The 22,435-nt window shown below is 33.2% G+C and carries 20 protein-coding genes; 11 read left to right on the top strand and 9 right to left on the bottom strand.

Features of this window, described 5'->3' with window-relative positions:
- Positions 1 to 17 precede the first annotated feature (17 nt).
- Positions 18 to 629, bottom strand: coding sequence for a hypothetical protein (locus tag FA048_RS15520; RefSeq protein WP_136842761.1), 612 nt, complete (start codon positions 627 to 629; stop codon positions 18 to 20).
- Between the two features lie 288 nt (positions 630 to 917).
- On the opposite strand from FA048_RS15520, the gene FA048_RS15515 reads away from it, so the two are divergent.
- The 3 genes from FA048_RS15515 (at position 918) to FA048_RS15505 (ending at position 4,353) form a co-directional block, all read left to right on the top strand.
- Positions 918 to 1,778 carry a sigma-70 family RNA polymerase sigma factor gene (locus FA048_RS15515; protein WP_136842759.1) on the top strand — a complete coding sequence of 287 codons (861 nt, stop codon included), beginning with the start codon at positions 918 to 920 and terminating at the stop codon, positions 1,776 to 1,778.
- Between the two features lie 139 nt (positions 1,779 to 1,917).
- Positions 1,918 to 3,366: a glyceraldehyde-3-phosphate dehydrogenase gene (locus tag FA048_RS15510; protein ID WP_136842757.1), complete on the top strand. Its 1,449-nt coding sequence runs from the start codon at positions 1,918 to 1,920 to the stop codon at positions 3,364 to 3,366.
- A 201-nt stretch (positions 3,367 to 3,567) separates the two neighbouring features.
- A complete protein-coding gene (locus FA048_RS15505; RefSeq protein WP_136843212.1) occupies positions 3,568 to 4,353 on the top strand; it encodes a PhzF family phenazine biosynthesis protein in 786 nt (261 codons plus the stop codon).
- Positions 4,354 to 4,422: 69 nt separating this feature from the next.
- Here FA048_RS15505 and FA048_RS15500 read toward each other — a convergent pair whose 3' ends face one another.
- On the bottom strand, positions 4,423 to 5,406 hold the full coding sequence (locus FA048_RS15500) for a potassium channel beta subunit family protein (protein ID WP_136842755.1): 984 nt from the start codon (positions 5,404 to 5,406) through the stop codon (positions 4,423 to 4,425).
- Between the two features lie 143 nt (positions 5,407 to 5,549).
- On the opposite strand from FA048_RS15500, the gene FA048_RS15495 reads away from it, so the two are divergent.
- Positions 5,550 to 6,497, top strand: coding sequence for a M28 family peptidase (locus FA048_RS15495; RefSeq protein ID WP_136842753.1), 948 nt, complete (start codon positions 5,550 to 5,552; stop codon positions 6,495 to 6,497).
- 50 nt (positions 6,498 to 6,547) lie between these two features.
- Here FA048_RS15495 and FA048_RS15490 read toward each other — a convergent pair whose 3' ends face one another.
- From FA048_RS15490 to FA048_RS15470, 5 genes are all read right to left on the bottom strand, one after another.
- Positions 6,548 to 6,814, bottom strand: a complete 267-nt coding sequence (locus tag FA048_RS15490; RefSeq protein WP_136842751.1) for a hypothetical protein — start codon at positions 6,812 to 6,814, stop codon at positions 6,548 to 6,550.
- Between the two features lie 136 nt (positions 6,815 to 6,950).
- The gene (locus FA048_RS15485) at positions 6,951 to 8,546 is read right to left on the bottom strand and encodes a S41 family peptidase (protein WP_169306887.1); all 1,596 of its coding nucleotides are present in this window, start codon (positions 8,544 to 8,546) and stop codon (positions 6,951 to 6,953) included.
- Positions 8,547 to 8,584: 38 nt separating this feature from the next.
- The gene (locus FA048_RS15480; RefSeq protein WP_136842747.1) at positions 8,585 to 9,187 is read right to left on the bottom strand and encodes an HAD family hydrolase; all 603 of its coding nucleotides are present in this window, start codon (positions 9,185 to 9,187) and stop codon (positions 8,585 to 8,587) included.
- Positions 9,188 to 9,670, bottom strand: coding sequence for a hypothetical protein (locus FA048_RS15475; RefSeq protein WP_136842745.1), 483 nt, complete (start codon positions 9,668 to 9,670; stop codon positions 9,188 to 9,190).
- Between the two features lie 38 nt (positions 9,671 to 9,708).
- Positions 9,709 to 10,359, bottom strand: coding sequence for an ABC transporter ATP-binding protein (locus FA048_RS15470; protein WP_136842742.1), 651 nt, complete (start codon positions 10,357 to 10,359; stop codon positions 9,709 to 9,711).
- Between the two features lie 165 nt (positions 10,360 to 10,524).
- On the opposite strand from FA048_RS15470, the gene FA048_RS15465 reads away from it, so the two are divergent.
- The 6 genes from FA048_RS15465 (at position 10,525) to FA048_RS15440 (ending at position 17,299) form a co-directional block, all read left to right on the top strand.
- Positions 10,525 to 11,157 carry a hypothetical protein gene (locus FA048_RS15465; RefSeq protein ID WP_136842740.1) on the top strand — a complete coding sequence of 211 codons (633 nt, stop codon included), beginning with the start codon at positions 10,525 to 10,527 and terminating at the stop codon, positions 11,155 to 11,157.
- Positions 11,157 to 11,453 (top strand): winged helix-turn-helix domain-containing protein, encoded by a 297-nt coding sequence (locus FA048_RS15460; RefSeq protein WP_136842737.1) that lies wholly within the window; start codon positions 11,157 to 11,159, stop codon positions 11,451 to 11,453. The genes FA048_RS15465 and FA048_RS15460 overlap by 1 nt, the downstream gene beginning before the upstream one ends.
- A gap of 80 nt (positions 11,454 to 11,533) precedes the next feature.
- The gene (locus FA048_RS15455; protein WP_136842735.1) at positions 11,534 to 13,186 is read left to right on the top strand and encodes a DUF4153 domain-containing protein; all 1,653 of its coding nucleotides are present in this window, start codon (positions 11,534 to 11,536) and stop codon (positions 13,184 to 13,186) included.
- 197 nt (positions 13,187 to 13,383) lie between these two features.
- Entirely contained in the window at positions 13,384 to 13,932 is a 549-nt protein-coding gene (locus FA048_RS15450) for a hypothetical protein (protein WP_136842733.1), read from the top strand.
- A 311-nt stretch (positions 13,933 to 14,243) separates the two neighbouring features.
- Positions 14,244 to 15,434, top strand: a complete 1,191-nt coding sequence (sucC, locus tag FA048_RS15445) for an ADP-forming succinate--CoA ligase subunit beta (protein ID WP_136842731.1) — start codon at positions 14,244 to 14,246, stop codon at positions 15,432 to 15,434.
- A 665-nt stretch (positions 15,435 to 16,099) separates the two neighbouring features.
- A complete protein-coding gene (locus FA048_RS15440; protein WP_136842729.1) occupies positions 16,100 to 17,299 on the top strand; it encodes a GAF domain-containing sensor histidine kinase in 1,200 nt (399 codons plus the stop codon).
- Here FA048_RS15440 and FA048_RS15435 read toward each other — a convergent pair.
- Positions 17,277 to 18,275 carry a sensor histidine kinase gene (locus FA048_RS15435; protein ID WP_225872558.1) on the bottom strand — a complete coding sequence of 333 codons (999 nt, stop codon included), beginning with the start codon at positions 18,273 to 18,275 and terminating at the stop codon, positions 17,277 to 17,279. The two genes, FA048_RS15440 and FA048_RS15435, sit on opposite strands and share 23 nt — an antisense overlap.
- A 492-nt stretch (positions 18,276 to 18,767) precedes the next feature.
- On the opposite strand from FA048_RS15435, the gene asnS reads away from it, so the two are divergent.
- Positions 18,768 to 20,204, top strand: coding sequence for an asparagine--tRNA ligase (gene asnS / locus FA048_RS15430; RefSeq protein WP_136842727.1), 1,437 nt, complete (start codon positions 18,768 to 18,770; stop codon positions 20,202 to 20,204).
- Positions 20,205 to 20,747: 543 nt separating this feature from the next.
- Here the strand turns inward: asnS and FA048_RS15425 are convergent.
- Positions 20,748 to 22,385, bottom strand: a complete 1,638-nt coding sequence (locus FA048_RS15425; protein ID WP_136842725.1) for an FMN-binding glutamate synthase family protein — start codon at positions 22,383 to 22,385, stop codon at positions 20,748 to 20,750.
- Positions 22,386 to 22,435 lie beyond the last annotated feature (50 nt).

The raw sequence follows: 22,435 nt of genomic DNA, 5'->3' as shown, positions 1-22,435 counted from the left end.
AAGACAAAAGTGAAGTTTTAAATCGTTAACTCTTGTTCTTGCTGTAAACTTTTTCCTTTTTTGACGAATGGAATCATAAAAAAAATCAGATATCCAATAATTAAATATTTCGGAATGTTTAAACTCCTAAACTGTGCGGTAAATTTTCCAGCTGTAAGTTCTTCTATACATACACTTGAAAAACGATAGGCTATCAAAATAATTCCTGGGTATAATATAACTGCAAACGCTATTGCCTTAAGGCCCATACCTACTTGGTCCGAAAAAACAGTATCTTCTTTCATCTTAAACATCATTACGAATAAAGCAATATCCAAAATCAGCAAATAAAATAAATCATAAATATTGGTTGTGCCATCTCTATCAGCAGCAATAACTAAAAAGGCTTCTTTTATGTTCTTCACTTTCCAATATAACCTTCCCTCAGTACCGGTTTGGAATTCGTTTTCCTCAATTTCAATGTTACGATAAGTTTTCGCTTTTAAGTTTTTAGTGTTTACATTTAATATTTCAGTTTGATTGATTGAGCCGATGCAAGCACAGACAATTAAAATCACAATACTCAAAATAAATGCTAAAAATAAATATGGTATTCGTTTAATTTGTTTTAAAGAGGGAGCATTTCTCATATTTTAATCTATAAGTATTTACAAGCAAATAAAATAATTTACATAGCAAACATAAAACAAAATATATTAATAATCAAAACTTATTTATTGATTTACAATAAATATATGCCCTAAATCAACTAAACATGACAAGTTGTGCCAAATAAAATTTGGAATGATTTTTGTTATTAAGTATTTGTTAAAAAATGTGACATAAACCCTTACATTTTCAGCGATTTACAATTCGAAACTGTACATTTTTTCATACTTTTGCAGCATCGATTTTTTTAAGAGGACCAAAAAATATAAATGAGACAACTCAAAATAACCCAATCCATCACCAACCGCGAAAGTCAATCATTAGACAAATACTTACACGAGATTGGAAAAGTAGATTTAATTACCGCAGAAGAAGAAGTAATATTAGCTCGTAAAATTCGTGAAGGTGATCAAGCAGCATTAGAGCGTTTAACCAAAACCAACTTACGTTTTGTTGTATCAGTGGCTAAACAATATCAAAATCAAGGTTTAACATTAGGCGATTTAATTAACGAAGGTAACTTAGGTTTAATTAAAGCTGCTAAACGTTTTGATGAAACTAAAGGTTTTAAATTCATTTCTTACGCCGTTTGGTGGATTCGTCAGTCAATTTTGCAAGCAATTGCAGAACAAAGTCGTATTGTACGTTTACCTCTTAACCAAGTAGGTTCATTAAGTAAAATCAGCAAAGCCTTCTCTAAATTAGAGCAAGAATATGAGCGTGAGCCGTCTCCAGAAGAGTTGGCAGACATTTTAGAAACAACTGTTGATAAAATATCTGACACGTTAAGTAACTCTGGTCGTCACGTATCTATGGATGCTCCATTTGTACAGGGTGAAGAAAATACATTATTAGATGTACTTGAAAATCACGAACCTAATACAGATAGCAACTTAATTAACGAATCTCTTTCTGAAGAAATTAGACGTTCATTGTCTACTTTAACTGAACGCGAACGTGAAATCATAGTGTTATTCTTCGGTTTAAGTACAAATCACCCACTTTCATTAGAAGAAATTGGCGAGAAATTTAACTTAACTCGTGAGCGTGTTCGTCAGATTAAAGACAAAGCATTGCAACGTTTACGTCATACATCACGTAGTAAAATCCTAAAATCTTACTTAGGATAATCATTAAATAAATAGCTACTTAGTGTGTTTTAAACACCTTGTAACACATATATTTACTTCAAAATAAACTAGAAAAGATTGGGTACTCGCCCGATCTTTTTTACTTTTGTGCCAATTCTAATCAAATTAATTTTCTTGTATGTTAAACAAATATCAATCAGAGTTTCAAAACTGGATTGAAAAGGAAAAAAAAGCCCTTGAGCTGATCAGTGTTGTAGGCAAACTATGGTTTGACCGATCTATTGAACTTGTCCTTTTTCGTAAACCCCTATTCGATGTTGGCAGTAGTGAAATATTGGCTTATCACCAATATGCTAAAGAAGTAAGTGGAAAGGATATTTCTATTTATGAAACATTAGAACTTGCAGCTACAATTGCCAAATGTAACTTGGCCCCTTCACGCATTGACGTTGGCCGTCTGGCTGCTGAATGGCTTGACGAGAGCAATACACATTCTACAATGCACAACTTCGTTGTTAGTAAGTTGAGTATGCACATCGGCAAAGACAAAATTAGCTTAAAGCCTAAAGATGTGGTTCTATTTGGTTTTGGGAGAATTGGAAGAATTGCTGCTAGAGAATTAATAGTACAGGCCGGAAAAGGCGAACAACTTAGATTAAGAGCTATTGTATCTCGTACCTACAGCGATGAAGAATTAATTAAAAGAGCTGAACTTTTAAGAACAGATTCTATCCATGGACCATTTAACGGCACGATTATAGAAGATTTTGAAAACAAAGCTTTAATCATAAATGGGCAAACCATTTATTTAATCGTTGCCAAAAACCCAGAAGATGCAGATTATACTGCTTATGGAATTGAAGATGCATTATTAATTGACAATACTGGAGCTTTTCGTGATAGAGAAGGTTTAGGTAGACATTTAAAAGCAAAGGGCATTAGCAAAGTTTTACTAACTGCTCCTGCCAAAGGCGATATCCCTAATATAGTTACTGGTATAAACGATGCAGATTTCGACTATGAAACAGAAACTATATTTTCTAATGCATCTTGTACTACAAATGCCATAGTTCCGGTTTTAAAAATAATTGATACCGCTTTTGGAATAGAAAAAGGTCATATAGAAACTGTTCACTCTTATACCAATGACCAGAATTTATTAGATAACTACCATAAAAAATACCGTAGAGGCCGTTCTGCAGCTTTAAATTTGGTAATTACAGAAACTGGTGCAGATAAAGCTGTGGCTAAAGTTATCCCACATTTAGGCGGAAAATTAACTGGAAATGCAGTTCGTGTACCAACTCCAAATGTTTCTTTAGCAATTTTAAATTTATCGTTATCCAAAATCACTTCAAAAGATGAGGTAGCTGCTATTTTAAAACAAGCTTCTTTGTTTGGCGATTTATCTGAGCAATTAGAATATTCTATATCTAATGAATTGGTAAGTAGCGATTTAATAGGTAATAGCCATGCTGCAATTATTGATGGGCCTGCTACAATCATTGCAAATGATAACCAATCAATTGTATTGTATGCTTGGTATGACAATGAATATGGTTACACGAGACAAGTAATACGCCTAGCGAAAAAATTAGCTGGTGTAGTAAGGTTAACTTATTATTAATGCTTGATATAGCTGTTAGCCTGAGCTTGTTGAAGATAACGTTTGATAAATCGTCAAAACTAAAATTCCTTCGACAGGCTCAGTATGACATTTTATTTTGACCTGAATCTATAAAAGCAATAAAGAGATTTTTTGTCGCTTCACGCTGTTGAAATGACCTTATTTTAGTAAAAACTTGTAGATTTGAATAAATTATACATTATGAAACTCCCTATTTATCAAGTCGATGCTTTTACTGACCAACTTTTTGGCGGCAATCCTGCAGCCATAGTACCCTTAAAAGAATGGTTGTCTGCACCACAAATGCAAAAAATTGCTGTAGAAAATAATTTAGCCGAAACTGCTTTTTTTATTCCCCAAGGTGATCATTTTGAATTAAGATGGTTTACACCAGAACTGGAGATCGATTTATGTGGCCATGCCACTTTAGCAACCGCACATATTCTTTTCACAGCATTAAATTATGATAAAGATGTGATTCATTTTCACACTTTAAAAGCTGGCACTTTATCAGTAACAAGAAATGGTGATTTATATACTTTAGATTTCCCGTCTAGGCCAGCTATTAGTTGTGCCATACCACAAGGTCTAATTGAAGCCATAGGCGGAAAAATGCCTATAGAAATTTTAAGTTCAAGAGACCACATGCTTGTTTATGAAACAGAGGCAGATGTTTTAGCATTAAAGCCTGATTTTGCAGCTTTAGCAAAAATAGATATGATGGGCGTTATCGTTACTGCAAAAGGAGATAAAAGTGATTTTGTTTCTAGATTTTTTATTCCAGCGGCAGGTATAAACGAAGATCCTGTTACTGGTTCTGCCCATTGTAACCTTATCCCCTATTGGGCAGAAAAATTAGGCAAGAATAATTTACATGCTTTTCAGGTTTCGGCACGCAGAGGAGAATTATGGTGCGAACTAAAGGGAGATAGAGTTTTAATGTCTGGAAAAGCTGTAACCTATTTAATAGGAGAGATTTATATTTAATCTATAATATCATTCTGAACAACGAGGAATCTCATTAATAGATTCCTCGCTGGCCCAGAATGACAATATTTAAAAAGCTGACAACTCTGGTTTGGTACCCATTATTTTATCAATATCAGCCATTACTTTGTCAGTAAGCAAAGGCACGATCGCTAAAACTGTAAGGTTTTCTTTCAATTGATCAACCTTTGATGCTCCTAAAATTACTGTACTTACATTTGGATTTTTCAAACACCAAGCCAACGATAATTTAGCCAATGGTATATTCATTTTATCTGCTAGTTTCTGAAGTTCAATAACCTTTTTCATTTTCTCTTCTGCCATTACCCTATCTTTTAACCAGTCCATTCCCTTAAGTTCAAGACGGGTATTTTTGGTATTACCTGATGTATATTTCCCTGACAGTAAACCTGATGCTAATGGCGACCAAATTGTAGTCCCAAGACCATGCGTTTTAAACAAATGCAAATATTCGTTTTCTAATTTATTTCGTTCTATCAAATTGTATTGAGGTTGTTCCATTGTAGGGCCAATCAAGTTATATTGTTTAGCTACACTTATTGCTTCCATAATTTCTGAAGCACTCCACTCTGATGTTCCCCAATATAAAATTTTACCTTGTTGAAGTAAGGTATTCATTGCCCAAACAGTTTCCTCAATGGGGGTATTTTTATCTGGTCTATGGCAAAAATAAAGATCTAAATAATCTACTTGCAAACGTTTAAGTGCGGCGTTACAAGCCTCAACTATGTGCTTACGTGATAAACCCATTTGATTTGGGCCTTTATTTTGTGCTCCAAAAAATACTTTACTTGATACCACAAAAGTGTCTCTATCCCATTTTTGAGCTTTTAAAATTTTACCCATTACAGTTTCCGATTTACCTTCTGCATAGCCTTCTGCATTATCAAAGAAATTAACTCCAGCATCATAAGCTATCCCCATTAATTCATCAGCAACTTTATCGCTTATCTGGTTGCCGAAAGTTAACCAGCTTCCAAATGAAAGTGCGCTCAACTGCAATCCAGATTTTCCTAAACGTCTATATTCCATTCTTGTATTATTTATAAATTATAACCCAAATTAAGATTTAAAATATAACATTGAGCCAATGCATTAAGTTTTTACAAAACGCGAACGCTCTTTTTGTCAGACAATATCTTTACCTTTATTTTGTACATAAAAATCACATATTGATGAAAAGATTATTCCTGTTTCCATTAGCATTGTTAATCAGCTGTGGCACAGTTAAAACAACTCAAAATAACACCCAAGTCGGAGATCAATTACTTAAAGATGTAGAGGTATTAGCGTCTGATATTTACGAAGGTCGTAAAACTGGAACCAAAGGCGCAGAAATGGCTAGAACCTATTTAACAGGTAGGTTAAAGGAAATAGGCTTAAAACCTTATCCTGGACAAACAAGTTATGAGCAAACATTTGAAATCAAAGGAAGAAATGGTGCTGCTGCAATTCAAGGGAAAAATTTAATTGCCTATGTTCCAGGAAAAAGTGAAAATGTAATTGTGATTTCTGCTCACTACGATCACATTGGTATCATTAAAAACGAAATCTATAATGGTGCAGATGACAATGCATCAGGCGTTGCAGGGTTATTACAATTTGCGAAGTACTTTTCACAAAATAAACCAAACAACACTTTAATATTTGCCATTTTTGATGGTGAAGAAATGGGATTACAAGGTGCAAAAGCATTTGTAGCTAATCCACCAGTAGCATTAGAAAAAATCAAGTTGAACGTTAATATGGATATGATCAGCCACAATGATAAACAGGAATTATATGCAGCAGGAACATTTAAATATCCAGAATTAAAGTCCTACTTAATAACTACTAATGGAAATTTAAAGCTCTTGTTAGGTCATGATGATCCTAAATTAGGCCAAGATGATTGGACAAACCAAAGTGATCAAGGAGCTTTTAATGCAAAGAATATTCCTTTTATCTACTTCGGAGTAGAAGATCATAAAGATTACCATAAAGCAACAGATGAATATCAAAACATTAACAAAACCTTTTTTATTGATGCGGCAAATGCCATTCAAGAAGTAATTGTGAATATTGATAAACAAAGAGATATACAATCAATTTTTAGAGAGAAATTGCAAATGAAAAAGCAATAAACTATCTAAATAAGAAAGCCCGATTTAAATGAATAAATCGGGCTTTCTTATTAGAACTCTATGTCTATTACACATTTAATTGGAATGTGGATATTGTTTTTGAGTTGAATGTATTTCTCTGTTACAGACCAAACCGTTGTATATACTCTTTTGGGTCCTTCGGTAGTATTAAACTCTATTGTTGCTTTAGCTTTAAATTCATTCCCTAAACGCGGGGCAGATGCCAACCTATTAATTAATTCTTCTGAAAGTTTGGTATCGGCAGGTATTATTTTTGTAACATCTATCGCTTCTTTTTCTATTAGTTCTGCAGTCATGGTATTCTTATTTTGTTTAAACAAGTTAATCACTTTATGTTAATGCAACAAAAATGCCAATCTGTTTTTTCTTAATTAAATGTAAAAAAGTAGATATAAAAAAAGACCACAATAAGCGGTCTTTTTATTTATTCATTTAGTTTTTCCTTTTATGTCGATTTTCAACCATTCCTTTGAATTCCCTATCACTAAGGTCAGAATTGATAACGCTTGAAGACTGGACAGCAAGGCTTTTTTCTCTTGCTGACATTGTTTTAGCCTGACTAGTAACTACTATCCCTGGAGCTATTACATCAATTGCTTTTTTCAAATAATTATCATTCACATTTCCAAAATCATACATAATCGTATTTGCTGGCACTTCTGAAAGGGAATAATCAGGAACAAATCCATCATAATACCCACCTTGCCCCAATGAATTTTTCGTTTCAAACATTGAGTAGTAAACATCATACTTGTTTTCTAATGTAATTGGGAAGAAACCAACAGGTTTTCCATAAGTAGTAAGGCCAACTAATTTCACATTCATGTGCGGCTTTAAACTATTGATTACCAGTTCGCTTGCAGATGCAGTATTACCAGAAACGATAAATACAACATTTGTTAAATTATTTAAAGGTCCTTTTTTAGCAAATCTTGAAGTGTTATTAGCAACAGAATATGGATTAGCTATATAATCATAATATGTTACTATCTTTCCATTAGCATATTGAACCTTGTCATTTCTATCCAATAATGGTTGATTTTTAAGGATGGTTGCTTGATTATTTTGCATAGTGGTATTGTAATGCTCAGAAAACATAACAGTACCAGAAACACTATTAGGTGCAATTAAATTAATCAAATATTCTGCGGTTTCAATATATCCACCACCATTGTATCTTAAATCTATAATTAGATCTGTAACACCAGCTGTAGAAAATGAAGCAAATGCAGCATCAAAACCTGCCTGAGAATTTGTCATAGAAGAAAATCTAGCATAAGCTAAATATCCGATCTTTTTTGCACCTGCATCTATCACTCTTGATTTATAAATTGGCTTGCTTGCAAATACAGTTTTTGCTAGCGTGAGGTCAAAATTATTTCCATTACTTTTTATACCCTCCAACTTAATCGTAGTTCCATTCAAAGCTGTTAGAATTGCACTATACTGTGCATCAAAATTAACTCCAAAAGTTGCACCATTCATTTTTGTAATTTTATCTCCCCGAACAAAGCCTGCTTTTTCTGCTGGAGAATTTTCGTAAACAGCTGTGACATAAATGGTATAATTTGCAGTTGTACCATAAAACCCAAATCTAATCCCAAAATCATTTCCATTGCCATCTAGATCAACTGATGCAGATTTTACAATAGCCTTCGGGTTTTCATCAGCCTTATCTGCGATATATGAAAATTTAGAGGATGTACTGCCCGGTTTATACTCATAAGGATTTGAGTATTTAGTAATTTCAAACAATTCTTCCTCATAGTTATCTAAACTGGCTGGGTAGGTTGTAAATTTTCTAGGATTAAAGACTTCGTATGTTGGCAATTTATCATTCCATAAATAAAGTTCCTTTGCATACAAAAAAATAGAATCTTTTGTCAGTTCTGCTCTTGTTGCAGTGGTTGTGGTTGGTGGTGTAACTGGTGGTGGTGTAACAACATCAGGTACCACTTTAGTTTTTTTACAGCTTGTAATTGTACCAATTACAATTGCTGAAAGCATTAATATTTTTCTAAATTTCATTTTCATAGATTAAAGAATACTAATTAACGGAAAAAATTCTACAATAGTTTTGTTACTGTAAAATATTCTATCCCAGTAACTACCGCACTTTCTTGATCCTTATCACTTACACCTACCAACAAACTTTTCTTAATGTTTAAGTTATGTTCTTTTATAATGAATTCGATGCTTTTTTTACTTGAACCAAACTCAGCAGAAAAATAGACTTTAAGGTATTTTTCCAGCCCATGCCACTCCATTTGTTTTATTTTATTGAGTTGTTCTGCCGGATCTCCATCTATTAATAGGTAAATTTCTTTTCTTTCTACAACCAATTCTTGCAAAAGACCTAGCATTTGCTGATAAAGCAACAACTTAAGAGGTAAACGGGCATTTTGGTGGAGCAATAAGAAGTTGTCTTTATATTTTAACGGAATGTTAAATTTAGCCGCAGTTTTCTCAAAAATATTTTCACTTCCATTTAAAGTAAATTCATTTTGCATAAAAGCAATAATTTGAGCAGAATCCATTAGTTCTGTATAGGTTATAAACTCAGCAAACAAATAATAAACCTGTAGCAGATAATCCTTTTCGGGATATAATACATTGTCAAAACCTAAAATAAAAGCATCTTTATCTTTAATATATTCTTCAATAGTCATTTAAATTGTAATTAAACTCAATTCTGTAGAATTGAAGTAATATGCCCCACTAAGGTTTCTCTCTCTGCCTTGAGCAATGATTAATTCATTCTCGCCTGTGCTAAAAGTGACTTCTCCATGCTCAAAAACCACAAAATCAATTGATATCTCGCTATTTAGTTTAAAATAGTCATCCAAATATTCACGTTTAGGCAGCAAAAGATCAATGTTAAATTCATTAAACAACACCTCAGATTTTACTACAGCTTCTATCTCAAAATTTTGAATCGGTAAAATCGCGTCAACAGATTGATCAAGGCAATTATTTAATAAAGTGTGTGCTAAAGTGTCGTCATTTCTTACACCTAAACTAATTAGGGTATATGCTGATGAAGAAAAGGATGGAACATCGCCATAATCGGCTAAGATTACTTGATGGTCTTTAAACGCTTTTAACAATTTAAGTGCGGTAGCAGATGTGCCACCTGTTATTAATATCTTCAATTTATAATTTGAATAATTGATTTGATTATTTTATGCTTCTAAACTACCAAACCGTCTTTCATGGTTACTACCCTATCACTAATTTTAGCTAGATCTTCATTATGGGTAACGATTACAAAAGTTTGCTGAAAGTTATCCCGTAAGTGAATAAATAATTCGTGTAAAGCCTTAGCATTTGAAGAATCCAAATTTCCAGAAGGTTCATCAGCCAACACAATGGCTGGATTATTAATAAGTGCTCTTGCAACTGCAACTCTTTGTTGTTCACCTCCAGAAAGTTCATTTGGCTTATGTTCTGCCCTATCTCTTAATCCGAATAAATCTAATAATTCATAAGCTCTTTTTTCAGCTTCTTTTTTATTAGTATTTGCAATAAAAGCCGGAATACAAATGTTTTCTAATGCAGTAAATTCAGGTAATAAATGATGAAATTGAAAGATAAATCCGATGTTTTTATTTCTAAAAATGCTTAACAAGTCACCAGAAAGATTATTTAACTTAACCCCTTTTAATTCTACCGTTCCTTGATCTGGCTTATCTAAACTCCCTAGAATATGCAGTAATGTACTTTTACCGGCACCAGAAGCACCTATAATACTCACTATCTCTCCTTTTGCAACCTCAAAATCTACTCCTTTTAAAATAGGTAAACTTCCGTAAGCTTTCTTTATTCCTATGGCTCTTAGCATTTTGTAAAGTTACGCAATTGTTAAATTGCAACATTGCTAAATTGTTAAATTGTTTCTACAATAGGGCAAAGACAAGGAGTAATCTAACAATTGTACAATATTTTTAAAAAATATTTGCATATTTAACTTTCTTAACTAACTTTGAAAAACAAAGTGCTTTTAAACATGGGTAATCAAGAAGAACAACTGAATGCATTGAGCGACATTAGAAATATGATGGATCGCTCATCAAGATTTATTTCCTTAAGTGGTTTGTCTGGCATTTTCGCTGGCTTAACAGCTTTGATTGGCGCTTATATAGCTCATGGAGAATTAAAGAAATACATTAAAGGTGAATATGGTTATGGCGTTGATGCTGATGTAGAAATTGAAGCAAATTTGTTTAAACTTGGCATCTGCGTTCTTTTAATTGCAATAGCAGGTGGCTTTCTTTTTACCTTAAGACAAAGCAAAAAGAAAAATATTCGATTTTGGGATAAAACAGCAAAAAATTTATTGGTTAACCTAGCTATTCCGCTTGCAGCTGGTGGTTTTTTCATCATATTCCTATTAGTTAATCACCCAAACTCATTTGGTTTAATAGCACCCTCTTGCTTATTATTTTATGGCTTGGCCTTAATTAATGCCAGTAAGTACACCTATTCAGACATTCGTTTTCTTGGAATTTGTGAGGTGATTTTAGGTTTGATAGCCATGTTTTATATTGGCTACGGATTATATTTCTGGGCATTTGGGTTTGGTATACTCCATGTATTTTATGGATTGATCATGTACTTTAAATATGAAAGGGCTAAATAATGAACAATCCTATAGAAGCTCTTAACAAGATATTCGATAGTCGAATAAGACTTGGGGTAATGTCCATTTTAATTGTAAATGACAGTGTAAGTTTTAATGAGCTAAAACAATTGCTAGAGTTAACGGATGGTAATTTAGCCTCGCACTTAAATACATTAGAACAGGCAGAATATTTAAAAGTTCAAAAAGCGTTTATTGGTAAAAAAACAAATACAACATATATCATTACCGACTTAGGGAAACTTTCGTTTAAAGCACATTTAGATGCTTTAGAAAAAATGATAAAAGGAATTTAATTTTTTTTACTCATTTACTTTGAAATACAAAGTGCTTTTAAAAATATAAACACAAAAAATAACTTAAATCAAATTAAAAAATGAAAAAACAGATAGACCTACAAATTATAGCCACTTTAATAGGAGGCTTACTTTTCAATTATCTTTTTTGGCTGGAGCAATTAGCGCTGAACCTTCTGCTCTATTCCGTATTTATTATCATTATGTTTTTAGTTAATGGAGAAATTGAGAAGAGCAAAAAACTGTTCCTCTATGGTTTTTCACATTTATTAGCCGCTTTATTAGTTGTTTACAATCAATCTGCACTAACCGTAATTACCTATTATATTTCTTTGGTTGTATTTGTAGGTTTTGCTCATGCGCAATTAATAAGAAGTGTATTTACAGCATTACTTGCTGCATTTCTACAAATTGTATCATCGCCAGTTAACCTAATTAAAAGATTAGCGACTATTAAAATTGGAAATTTTTCTATTGAACCACTATTAAAAAAGATAAAATACATTATTATACCAATCATAGTAATTGTCTTATTTAGCATAGTGTATAGCATTGCAAATCCCGTATTCTCGAATTACTTAGAAATGTTTACAACAAGCATTGGCAATTTTATATTTGACATATTCACCTTCTTTTTCGGCGACTTAAGCATTGCTCGTTTTCTGCATATAATTTTAGGGATATTATTTACCGCTGGAATTTTGATCAGCTTTAAGAATAAAAGTTTGCAAAATGCTGAGTTAACCTTAACAGAAAAATTAATTCGCAAACGAAGAAATAAGATGCTCCCATCATTTGGTAGCGAACTTAAAGGTATTTTCTCTGGTAGTTTAGTCAATAAAAAAATGGGGCTTAAAACGGAAAATATTATCGGAATTATTTCTTTTACCGCTTTAAATCTGTTGCTGCTATTCTTAAATGGAATAGATATTTCTACGCTTTGGTTAGGCTCAGCAAACACTAATTATTCTGCCGAACTACATGAAGGTACAAATGCCCTAATTTTTAGTATTGTAATGGCAATGATGGTTATTTTATATTTCTTTAGTGGAAACATCAACTTTTTTAGCAAGAATAAAACAATTCGATTATTAGCCTATATCTGGATTATACAAAATGCATTTTTAGTTTCTTCGGTATTTTTAAGAGATTATAATTATATAGATATGCACGGCTTAACCTATAAACGCATAGGCGTAATCATATTTTTATTGCTATGTACCATCGGTTTGCTAACAGTATATATTAAAGTTGCAAAACAAAAAACATTCTTTTACTTGTGCAAGATAAATGGATTAGTTTGGTATCTACTTTTACTGGTTTTTGGCTTTGTAAACTGGGATGTTTTTATAGTTAACTACAACATCAACAATAGAAATAACATCGTCTTAGATTTAGATCATCTGTTAGATATGTCTGATAAAACATTACCTCTGTTAGATAAAAACAGAGCATTGCTTAAAAAATATGTACACCAATCTAGCTATGCAACAAGAGGGTATGATTACGAAGAAGTTGTTGCAGATACAGCTGCAGTAGCTCAGCTGGAAACACCTATAGATACTGTTCAGCTAAATATCGAAAATAAGAAAAGGCAACTTAAAAATTTTGATGATGACCTAAATGGGAGAATTGAAAGATTTAATGAGCAGTACGCACAAACATCTTGGCTTTCTTGGAATTATAGAGATTGGCAAACGAGGAAATATTTTATACCTAATATGAAAGATTAGAAAAGCAAGGACAGTGAAACGATTAGCTGCAGTCGGGCTATTCGTTTCAATCTTTCACCCCTAAATCCCCTAAAGGGGACTTGGTCAAAAGGATTTTCACTCCTATCCCGTTTATTTAACAAAGGCATTGCAACTATTTAAGGTTGTGGAGTTAAAAAATGAATAAATATTTAATCACAAAATAAATAATATAACACATGGAAAATTTATTGTTTTTAATTCTTGTCATCATTTTTATTTCAGCGTTGCTTTCTATACCAACATTAATTGCATATTTTATTTTCAGATTAATTAGAAAAACTAAATACAAATATATTGGCATAATTTGCTTGATAATAGCTCCATTATTTACAATCCATACACTTTATAGTGCAACTTATCCAGCAGACGAATTCTTTTATCAAGAATTTAAAGTGGTAACACTAAAAGAGGCCCCAAAATCTGCAATAATTGTCAGAAAATCTGCATCATACCCAGATTTTCAAGGAGATTACATTTCTGTATCAATGATTAAGTTATCACAGTCAGATTATTTAAACTTATACAATAATTTAGTTAAGGATAAGCAAGTTAACATACTAGGAGAATTAGTTGGCTCAGCAGAATTCACAGAGGTTGCAGGTGAACACGAGAAGTTAATTAAACATACCTTCACAAGAAAGGTCACAGGCAGAGAACTTTCTCATTATTCTATTAGCTTCTTAAATGATAAGAAAACGGTAATTATTAATGTGGTTAATTTTTAACTCTTGTTTTACAATACCCATTACTTAGGTTAGTAACACCCTTTACCGCTATGCAACCACTCCTATTTTACACAAACCTTTATTTCTAAACCCGGTTGTAGCGAGCACGAAACTGAGGCACGAGGCGAGTAAAGCGAAAGACGGGGCTACCTTTAAAATGGACTTCTGCCCATGCTTTTCTAATAAAGACTGTTAAATTTTAAGTTGAAATTTTGTGTGTTTACTTAATATATAAAATACTTTCATTTTTAATGGATTTAAGCTTTGTATAAAGCTTTTGAAATTGTAGATTTGAGCAAATTTTTGAGCAAATGAATATCCACGAATATCAAGGTAAACAAATTTTAAAGAGTTTTGGCGTTGCCGTACAAGAAGGCATTGTTGCTGAAACTGTAGATCAGGCTGTAGAAGCAGCTAAGAAAATGAAAACTGACTATAACTCTGACTGGGTTGTGATTAAAGCACAAATTCATGCGGGTGGTAGAGGAAAAGGCGGAGGCGTTAAGCTAGCTAAAAACTTAGATGAGGTTAAACAAAGAGCTACCGATATTTTGGGAATGCAATTGGTTACACCACAAACTGGCCCAGAAGGCAAAAAAGTTAACAAAATTTTAGTTGCTCAAGATGTTTATTATCCAGGTGCTTCTGAAACTAAAGAATTTTATGTCTCTGTTTTGTTAAACCGTGCTAACGGAACTAACATTATCATGTATAGTACTGAAGGTGGTATGGACATTGAAGAAGTTGCAGAACATACTCCTCATTTAATTTTTAAAGAAGAGATTGATCCTAAAGTTGGTCTACAAGGTTTCCAAGCTCGTAAAATTGCTTTTAACCTAGGTTTAACTGGTGGTGCCCATAAAGAAATGGTTAAATTCATTACTGCTCTTTATAAAGCTTATGATTCTACCGATTCTGCCATGTTTGAAATCAATCCAGTTTTAAAAACTAGTGACGATAAAATTATAGCTGTTGATGCTAAGGTTGATTTAGATGAAAACGCATTGTTCCGTCACCCAGATTATGCAGCATTGCGTGACAAGCTGGAAGAAGATCCAACTGACGTTGAAGCTAGTGAAAGTAACTTGAATTATGTTAAATTAGATGGAAATGTTGGCTGTATGGTTAACGGTGCTGGTTTAGCAATGGCTACAATGGATATTATTAAAATTGCTGGCGGCGAGCCTGCTAACTTCTTAGACGTTGGTGGAACTGCAAATGCAACTACTGTTAAAGCTGGCTTTAATATTATTTTAAAGGATCCTAATGTAAAAGCAATCTTCATTAACATTTTTGGTGGTATTGTACGTTGCGATAGAGTTGCACAAGGTGTAATTGATGCTTATAAAGAAATTGGTAATGTTCCAGTTCCAATCATTTGCCGCTTACAAGGAACCAATGCTGTTGAAGCTAAAAAACTAATTGACGATTCAGGCTTGAAAGTTTACTCTGCAATTGCTTTAAAAGAAGCTGCTGATTTAGTGACTAAAGTATTAGCATAATATTCAAGAAATTCATAATCCGCTAGTCGGAAAGATATATCATTAAAAAAGACCAGTCGTATTCGAACTGGTCTTTTTTTATTTAACATTAATTGGAATATACTTGATATTTCGTTCTTCCTTAATTGAAAAGACCAGCCGAAAAATCGAGCTGGTCTTTTACTATAGTTTAGGTTGGTTGTTAGTTCTTTTTTAAGTTTTATGTCTACACTCCTAATTGGAGAGTTTTTAAATTGCTTTAAGTTAAATGAAAAAGCTCTGGCCATCCAACCAGAGCTTTAATCAAACCAAATATAAATGTACTTTTTTGTATGAACAGAACAAATATAAGTATATTTTTAATATATTCTATACGAAAATGAAATATTTTTTATTTTTTTTAACTAAAAAACCATTTATTTAAGTTAAAATTCAAAATATTATAGTTTTTTATCAATTTTAAAGGTATTAAAATGTTATATTTTTAATAAAAAATAATAAAACACAGAAAAAACAAGTAAAAAATCCAGTGTTTACTTAAACAAATAAACAAAACACCTAAATTTTAAGATTAAAAATTATAAATAACAGCTTTTATTGATGAAAACTTAATTTTTACTCAAAATTAGTTCAAAATAAAAATCCATTTGATTAAGCTATATTTGATTTTCAAACATCCTTAATCAATGAATAATTTTAAAATTCCAGCAACACTAATTCCAGACAATGACGCAGAGCGAATTAGGAAACTCCATGCTTATGATATTTTAGATACCCCTGAAGAGGATACATTTAATAAGATAGCAGTATTAGCTGCGCAAATATTTAATACTCCTATTGCTCAAGTAACTTTTGTAGACGAGAAACGGGTATTCTTTAAAACTAACTTAAGCCCTTTAAAAGCAATTGAGATAGACAGAAAAGATAGTTTTTGTTCAATTGCCATTTTAAATAGTGATGTAACGCTATTTGAAAATATACTTGAAGTTCCGGAATTAGCAAACAATCCTTTTGTATTAATGGATAATGGAGTTAGATTTTATGCCGGCGCACCATTAAAAACAACAGAAGGCCTACAACTTGGCACTGTTTGCGTATTAGATATTGAACCCAGAGAAGTTACGGCACAACAACTTAAAATGCTTGAAACTTTATCTGCCATTGTAATGGACGAGTTAGAGCTAAGATTGGCAACACGTAAAGCAATGCGCACGCAAACGGATATGATGAACAGGATTGTGCATGACCTAAAAAACCCAAACACAACAATCTCTCTTTCTGCAGAACTTATTAAAAAGAAGGCAGATGATCCTAAGATAGTGGCAGATTTTGCAGATAGAATTAAAAGATCAGCAACTAGCGTTTTAAATAGCTTAAATAACTTATTAGATCTATCTCAAAGCGAAAATGCTAGTTTTAGGTTAAGCGCCGAAGAAGTTGATATTGTTAGTATTCTTGAAACTGCGAAAAGAAACTTTGAGCTTATTGCCTATCAGAAACAACAAACCATTACTATTACTTGTGATTGCAATGCTATAATTTTAGTTGATGCGATTAGAATACAAGAAGCTTTTGAAAACCTACTTAGCAATGCGCTGAAATATTCTAATCCAAACACAGAGGTTTCTATTTATGTAAGTGCCGTAGATGGGCAGATTATTATAGAATTTAAGGATCAAGGGCAAGGATTATTAGAAGAAGATAAAAGCAAGCTGTTTACAAAATTCGCGAGGTTAAGTGCCATCCCTACAGGCAAAGAGCATTCTAATGGACTGGGCTTATCTATAGTTAAAATGCTTATAGAGTTGCATCACGGAAAGGTTTGGGCAGAGAGCGAAGGAAAAAACAAAGGCACTTCTTTTTTTATTGCACTACCAATTCATTAGTTAGTGTAAATGAAAGGTAAAAAGTAGAACCTTTGCCAGGATTACTTTCGAACCATATTTTGCCCCCTTGTAAATCTGTAAATTCTTTACAAAGCAACAACCCAAGTCCAATTCCTCTTTCATTATTTGTACCAAAAGTTGAAGTTGCTTTTAACTTAAACAATTTGGCTTGCTGCTTAGGATCTATACCCAAGCCATCATCCTCAACCTTAATAATACAATCATCATTTATTTTAGAAGCTAGCACCTTTACCTCACCCCCTACTGGAGTAAACTTAATAGCATTATTCACTAAGTTTCTAATTATCAACTGAAACATATTGTGATCTGCCATTATCACCAAATCATCTTCAGAACTGACGAACAGTTGCACTCCTTTTTTTTCAGCTATAATTTTCTCAATACTCAAACCATTTACTAAAGATGTTGAGACAGGTAATGGTTTTAAATCTGTATATGAGCCTTCCATCTGGGTTTTAGACCATGAAAGCACATTTGTTAACATATTAGAAGTGTCTTTGGTTATTTGAAGCAATTGTTTCTTTAACATTTGGCTCTCAGCTGGTTCTAAATCAGTTTCTGCTAAAACCTCCAAGTATCCCTGAATAGAATTTAGGGGCATCCTGATATCATGGGCAACAATTGAAAAGAGTTTATCTTTTTCTGAGTTCAGTTTTTCTAATTCCTCCTTTTGCGCTAAAATTCTTTCGTTTTGCTGTTTAATTGCAATATTTTTATCCATTACAGATGAATGCTCATCATCATAATTTTTTCGAATATAACTTATTGCAAAATAAGTGATGACAACCACCACTAAATAGGTAACAGCAAAATCCAATGCTTTGCTTAACTCTCCATTATATGCAATTGTTGTGAGCTGAGGATTGAAATATTCTACAATTAAAATGGATATAACCAAAATAATGTTAATTGGTATCCATATTTTAAATTCTTCCTTTGGGATTATCGCAATCACGAGTAAAAAAGCTAACGAAAACAATAACAAATTAGGTCCAAAGATACCAGAGTTAAAAAAATAATTAACCGCAAAAGATAGGTTACATACTATGGCAAATAATTTAATACATAACGAGGATTTTCTTTTAAAACGAGAAAAATAATATAAAACTCCAGATACGATTACTCCAAAAAAACAAAGACCAGCAGGAACCATTAATCCAATAAGCAAATTAAATGGCACCTCAAAGCACATGGTTATAAAAGCGATAATACAAAAAGTATTAAATATTCTTTCTTCTAAAGAAAATAATTTGGGAGCACCGACCAGTCTTTTACCGTTCAGTTGTTTTCCGAGAACTAACACAATCAACAATAGGGTTTTAGGGTAAACAAACTTAACGATATTAAACCATAAAGAAAATACGAATTTTAAAAAACTTACTCTAAACAAATAGGATATTTTAGGTTTAAATCCTTATTTTTGACGCCCTTATAGAGCTATAGCGCAATGATAAAGAGAGAAAAAATTAAAGACCTGCTGGATTCTACAGCATTTGATACAGAAGTTAAAGTAATGGGTTGGGTTCGTACCTTTCGCAATAACCAATTTATAGCATTGAATGATGGCTCTTGTATGGGCAATATTCAAATTGTAGTAGATTTCACAAATACACCTGAAGAATTATTAAAAAGAATTACTACTGGAGCAGCGATTGCTGTTGAAGGTACTTTGGTAGAATCATTAGGTAAAGGTCAAAAAGTTGATGTTAAGGCAAAATCTATCGAGATTCTTGGAGATAGTAATGCTGATGAATATCCATTGCAACCTAAAAAACATAGCTTAGAATTTTTAAGAGAAAAAGCACACCTGCGTTTTCGCACCAACACATTTAATGCAGTATTTAAAGTTCGTCATGCACTAGCATTTGCTATCCACCAATTTTATAATGAACGTGGTTTTGTTTATATGCACACACCTGTTATTACGGCAAGTGATGCAGAAGGTGCTGGTGAAATGTTTAAAGTAACCACTTTAGATTTTGATAAAACACCTCGTACTGATGATGGAAAGGTAGATTTTTCTGAAGATTTTTTCGGAAAAGCAACCAACTTGACTGTTTCTGGGCAGCTTGAAGGTGAATTAGCTGCAATGGCTTTTGGTCAGATTTACACCTTCGGACCAACCTTTAGAGCTGAAAATTCAAATACCACTCGTCATTTAGCCGAGTTCTGGATGATTGAACCTGAAGTTGCTTTTGCTGATTTAGAAAACAACATGGAATTGGCTGAAGATATGATGAAGTATGTAATAAGTTATGCATTAACCAATTGCAAAGACGAAATTGCATTTCTAAACGATCGTTTGTTGGAAGAAGAAAAATCTAAACCGCAGCAAGAAAGAAGTGAATTATCTTTGATTGATAAATTGAATTTCTGTTTAGACAATGAATTTGAAAGATTAACCTATACAGAAGCGATACAGATTTTAAAACACTCTAAACCTAATCAGAAAAAGCAGTTTAAATACTTAATTGACGAATGGGGAGCTGATTTACAGTCTGAACACGAGCGTTATTTGGTAGAAAAACACTTTAAAAAGCCTGTTATTTTAACGGATTACCCTAAAGACATCAAATCGTTTTATATGCGCATGAACGATGACAATAAAACGGTTGCTGCAATGGACATATTATTTCCTGGCATTGGTGAAATGATTGGTGGTTCACAACGTGAAGAACGTTTAGATAAACTAACACAACGCATGGAAGAAATGGACATTCCAAAGGAAGAGATGTGGTGGTATTTAGATACTCGTCGTTTTGGTTCTGCACCACATGCTGGTTTCGGTTTAGGCTTTGAGCGTTTAGTTTTATTTGTAACCGGAATGACCAACATTAGAGATGTAATCGCTTTCCCAAGGTTCCCTAAAAGCGCTGAGTTTTAAAAGAGTCGGAAAAGACAGGAAGTCCGAAAGTCGGGAAGATACAGTTGCTTAGAAAAAGTCGCTTAGCAGAAATGTTAAGCGACTTTTTTATTGTTCTAATTCAATAAGCTGATGCAACTACATTATTTTTTGTTAAGATCTTTTTGAAAATGAAAATCAGCTTTCTATCGCAAATTCAGCCCTGCTTTCAGCTTTAGTCTTTTCGCTTTCAGCTCAAGAGCTATCGCTTCAATCAGGTTTAATTAACAAAGTTGATAGTTCTTGGCATCTGCTAGGTGCAAACCTAAATAGTAGCACAATCCCTACTTTTTAAACCCGATAGGAATGAAAATACTTTTTAAATTGTCATCCTGAGCGTAGTCGAAGGACAATTTAAAAAGATTGTAATGGATAGCGGGATTTACTTTAATAATTGCAGTTATTAGCTTTTCAAACAATAAACATATGAGTGACTTCTTATTGGTAGATATGTCAGTCTGAGCTTGCCGAAGACTATAACAATTAAAGCCCTTCGACAGGCTCAGGATGACAAAATATTGACACCTAATTATTAGAACTTGCAGCTTGATAATCAACTGCAGAAACTTTATAATCTGTTGGCGCAAAACTAGCCGAAGTACTTAATGCCATTCCCAATTCGTGTTGTGAGGGATACGGTGTTTGAACCAAACTTCCTTCTGGAATGTATGGGAAAGTTTCCATGTAAGACTGCATCACGTTCTGCCCAATTCTTCTGTTGATGTAGGCCCTAGTTAATTGGTAGGTATGACGTAAACCCGCAGCGCCCAACAACTCTACCGCACTTTGAACGGTTAAACGATGGAAGTTAAACACACGCACCGTTTTATCTTCTACCACCAAACCTTTCATTAAACTTGCATCTTGTGTAGCTACACCTGTTGGACAGGTATTGCTGTTACATTCTAATGCTTGGATACATCCCAATGCAAACATCATTCCCCTTGCCGAATTACATAAATCTGCACCAAGCGCTATATTTTTCACTAAATCAAATCCTGATGACACCTTACCAGATGCAATAATTTTAATGTGTTTTTTTAACCCAAAACCGCTTAAGATATCATATACAAATGCTACACCTTCTCTCAATGGCATACCAACTGCATTAGAAAACTCTTGTGGTGCTGCCCCTGTTCCACCTTCACCCCCATCCACTGTAATAAAATCTACATAAATACCAGTTTCTACCATTGCTTTACAAATGGCAAAAAATTCACTTCTTCTACCTATGCACAATTTAAAGCCTACTGGTTTACCACCGGATAGTTCTCTTAACCTCTTTACAAAGTTGATCATTTCTAATGGTGTAGAAAAAGCAGAATGTGCGGGTGGAGAATTTACATCAAAACCTTCTTTTACTAAACGAATTCTAGCAACTTCTGGAGTTACTTTTTTTGCTGGCAACATCCCGCCATGACCAGGTTTTGCACCTTGAGATAATTTTATCTCAATCATTTTTACATTTTCGGTCTGTGAACGCTCTGCAAAAGCATCGTAATTAAAGGTACCATCATGATTACGACAACCGAAATACCCAGTTCCAATTTGCCAAATTAAATCGCCCCCAGGTCCATTATGGTAATCGCTAATACCACCCTCGCCAGTATTGTGTGCAAAGCCGCCCATTTTGGCCCCACCGTTTAAGGCTAAAATTGCATTCTGACTTAATGAACCAAAACTCATTGCAGATATATTGTATATACTAGCAGAATAAGGTTGTTTACAATCTGGCCCTCCTATCATTACACGAGGGTTCGGATCTAATTCATGGTGACTAATTGCAGCAATGCTATGGCTTAACCATTCGTAACCATTTTCGTAAACATCTAGCTGTGTACCAAACGGAATAGTATCATTTTCTTTTTTAGCTCTTTGGTAAATTAACGATCTATTTAGACGGCTAAAGGGCTTACCATTGGTATCACTCTCTACAAAATATTGATAAACTTTTGGTCTAAGCTCTTCCATAAAGTAACGTAAGCGCCCAAAAACCGGGTAATTTCTTACTATACTATGTTTAGGTTGGTATAAATCATATATACCCAATATTACAAACGGGCCAGTAAATATAAATGTCCACCATAAAAATGGATGGTATAAACCCAACATAATTGTTAAAGCAACTAGAAATGCTGCTATAGCTACGAATGCTTTTCTCATATCAATTTATTTAAAATGGATTTAAGTAACCCAAAAATAAGCAAAAGCCT

This window comes from Pedobacter polaris, assembly GCF_005116505.1.
In the GTDB taxonomy this organism is placed as follows: domain Bacteria; phylum Bacteroidota; class Bacteroidia; order Sphingobacteriales; family Sphingobacteriaceae; genus Pedobacter; species Pedobacter polaris.
Note: the sequence above shows the minus strand (reverse complement) of the source record. Positions and strands in the feature narration are given on the sequence as shown.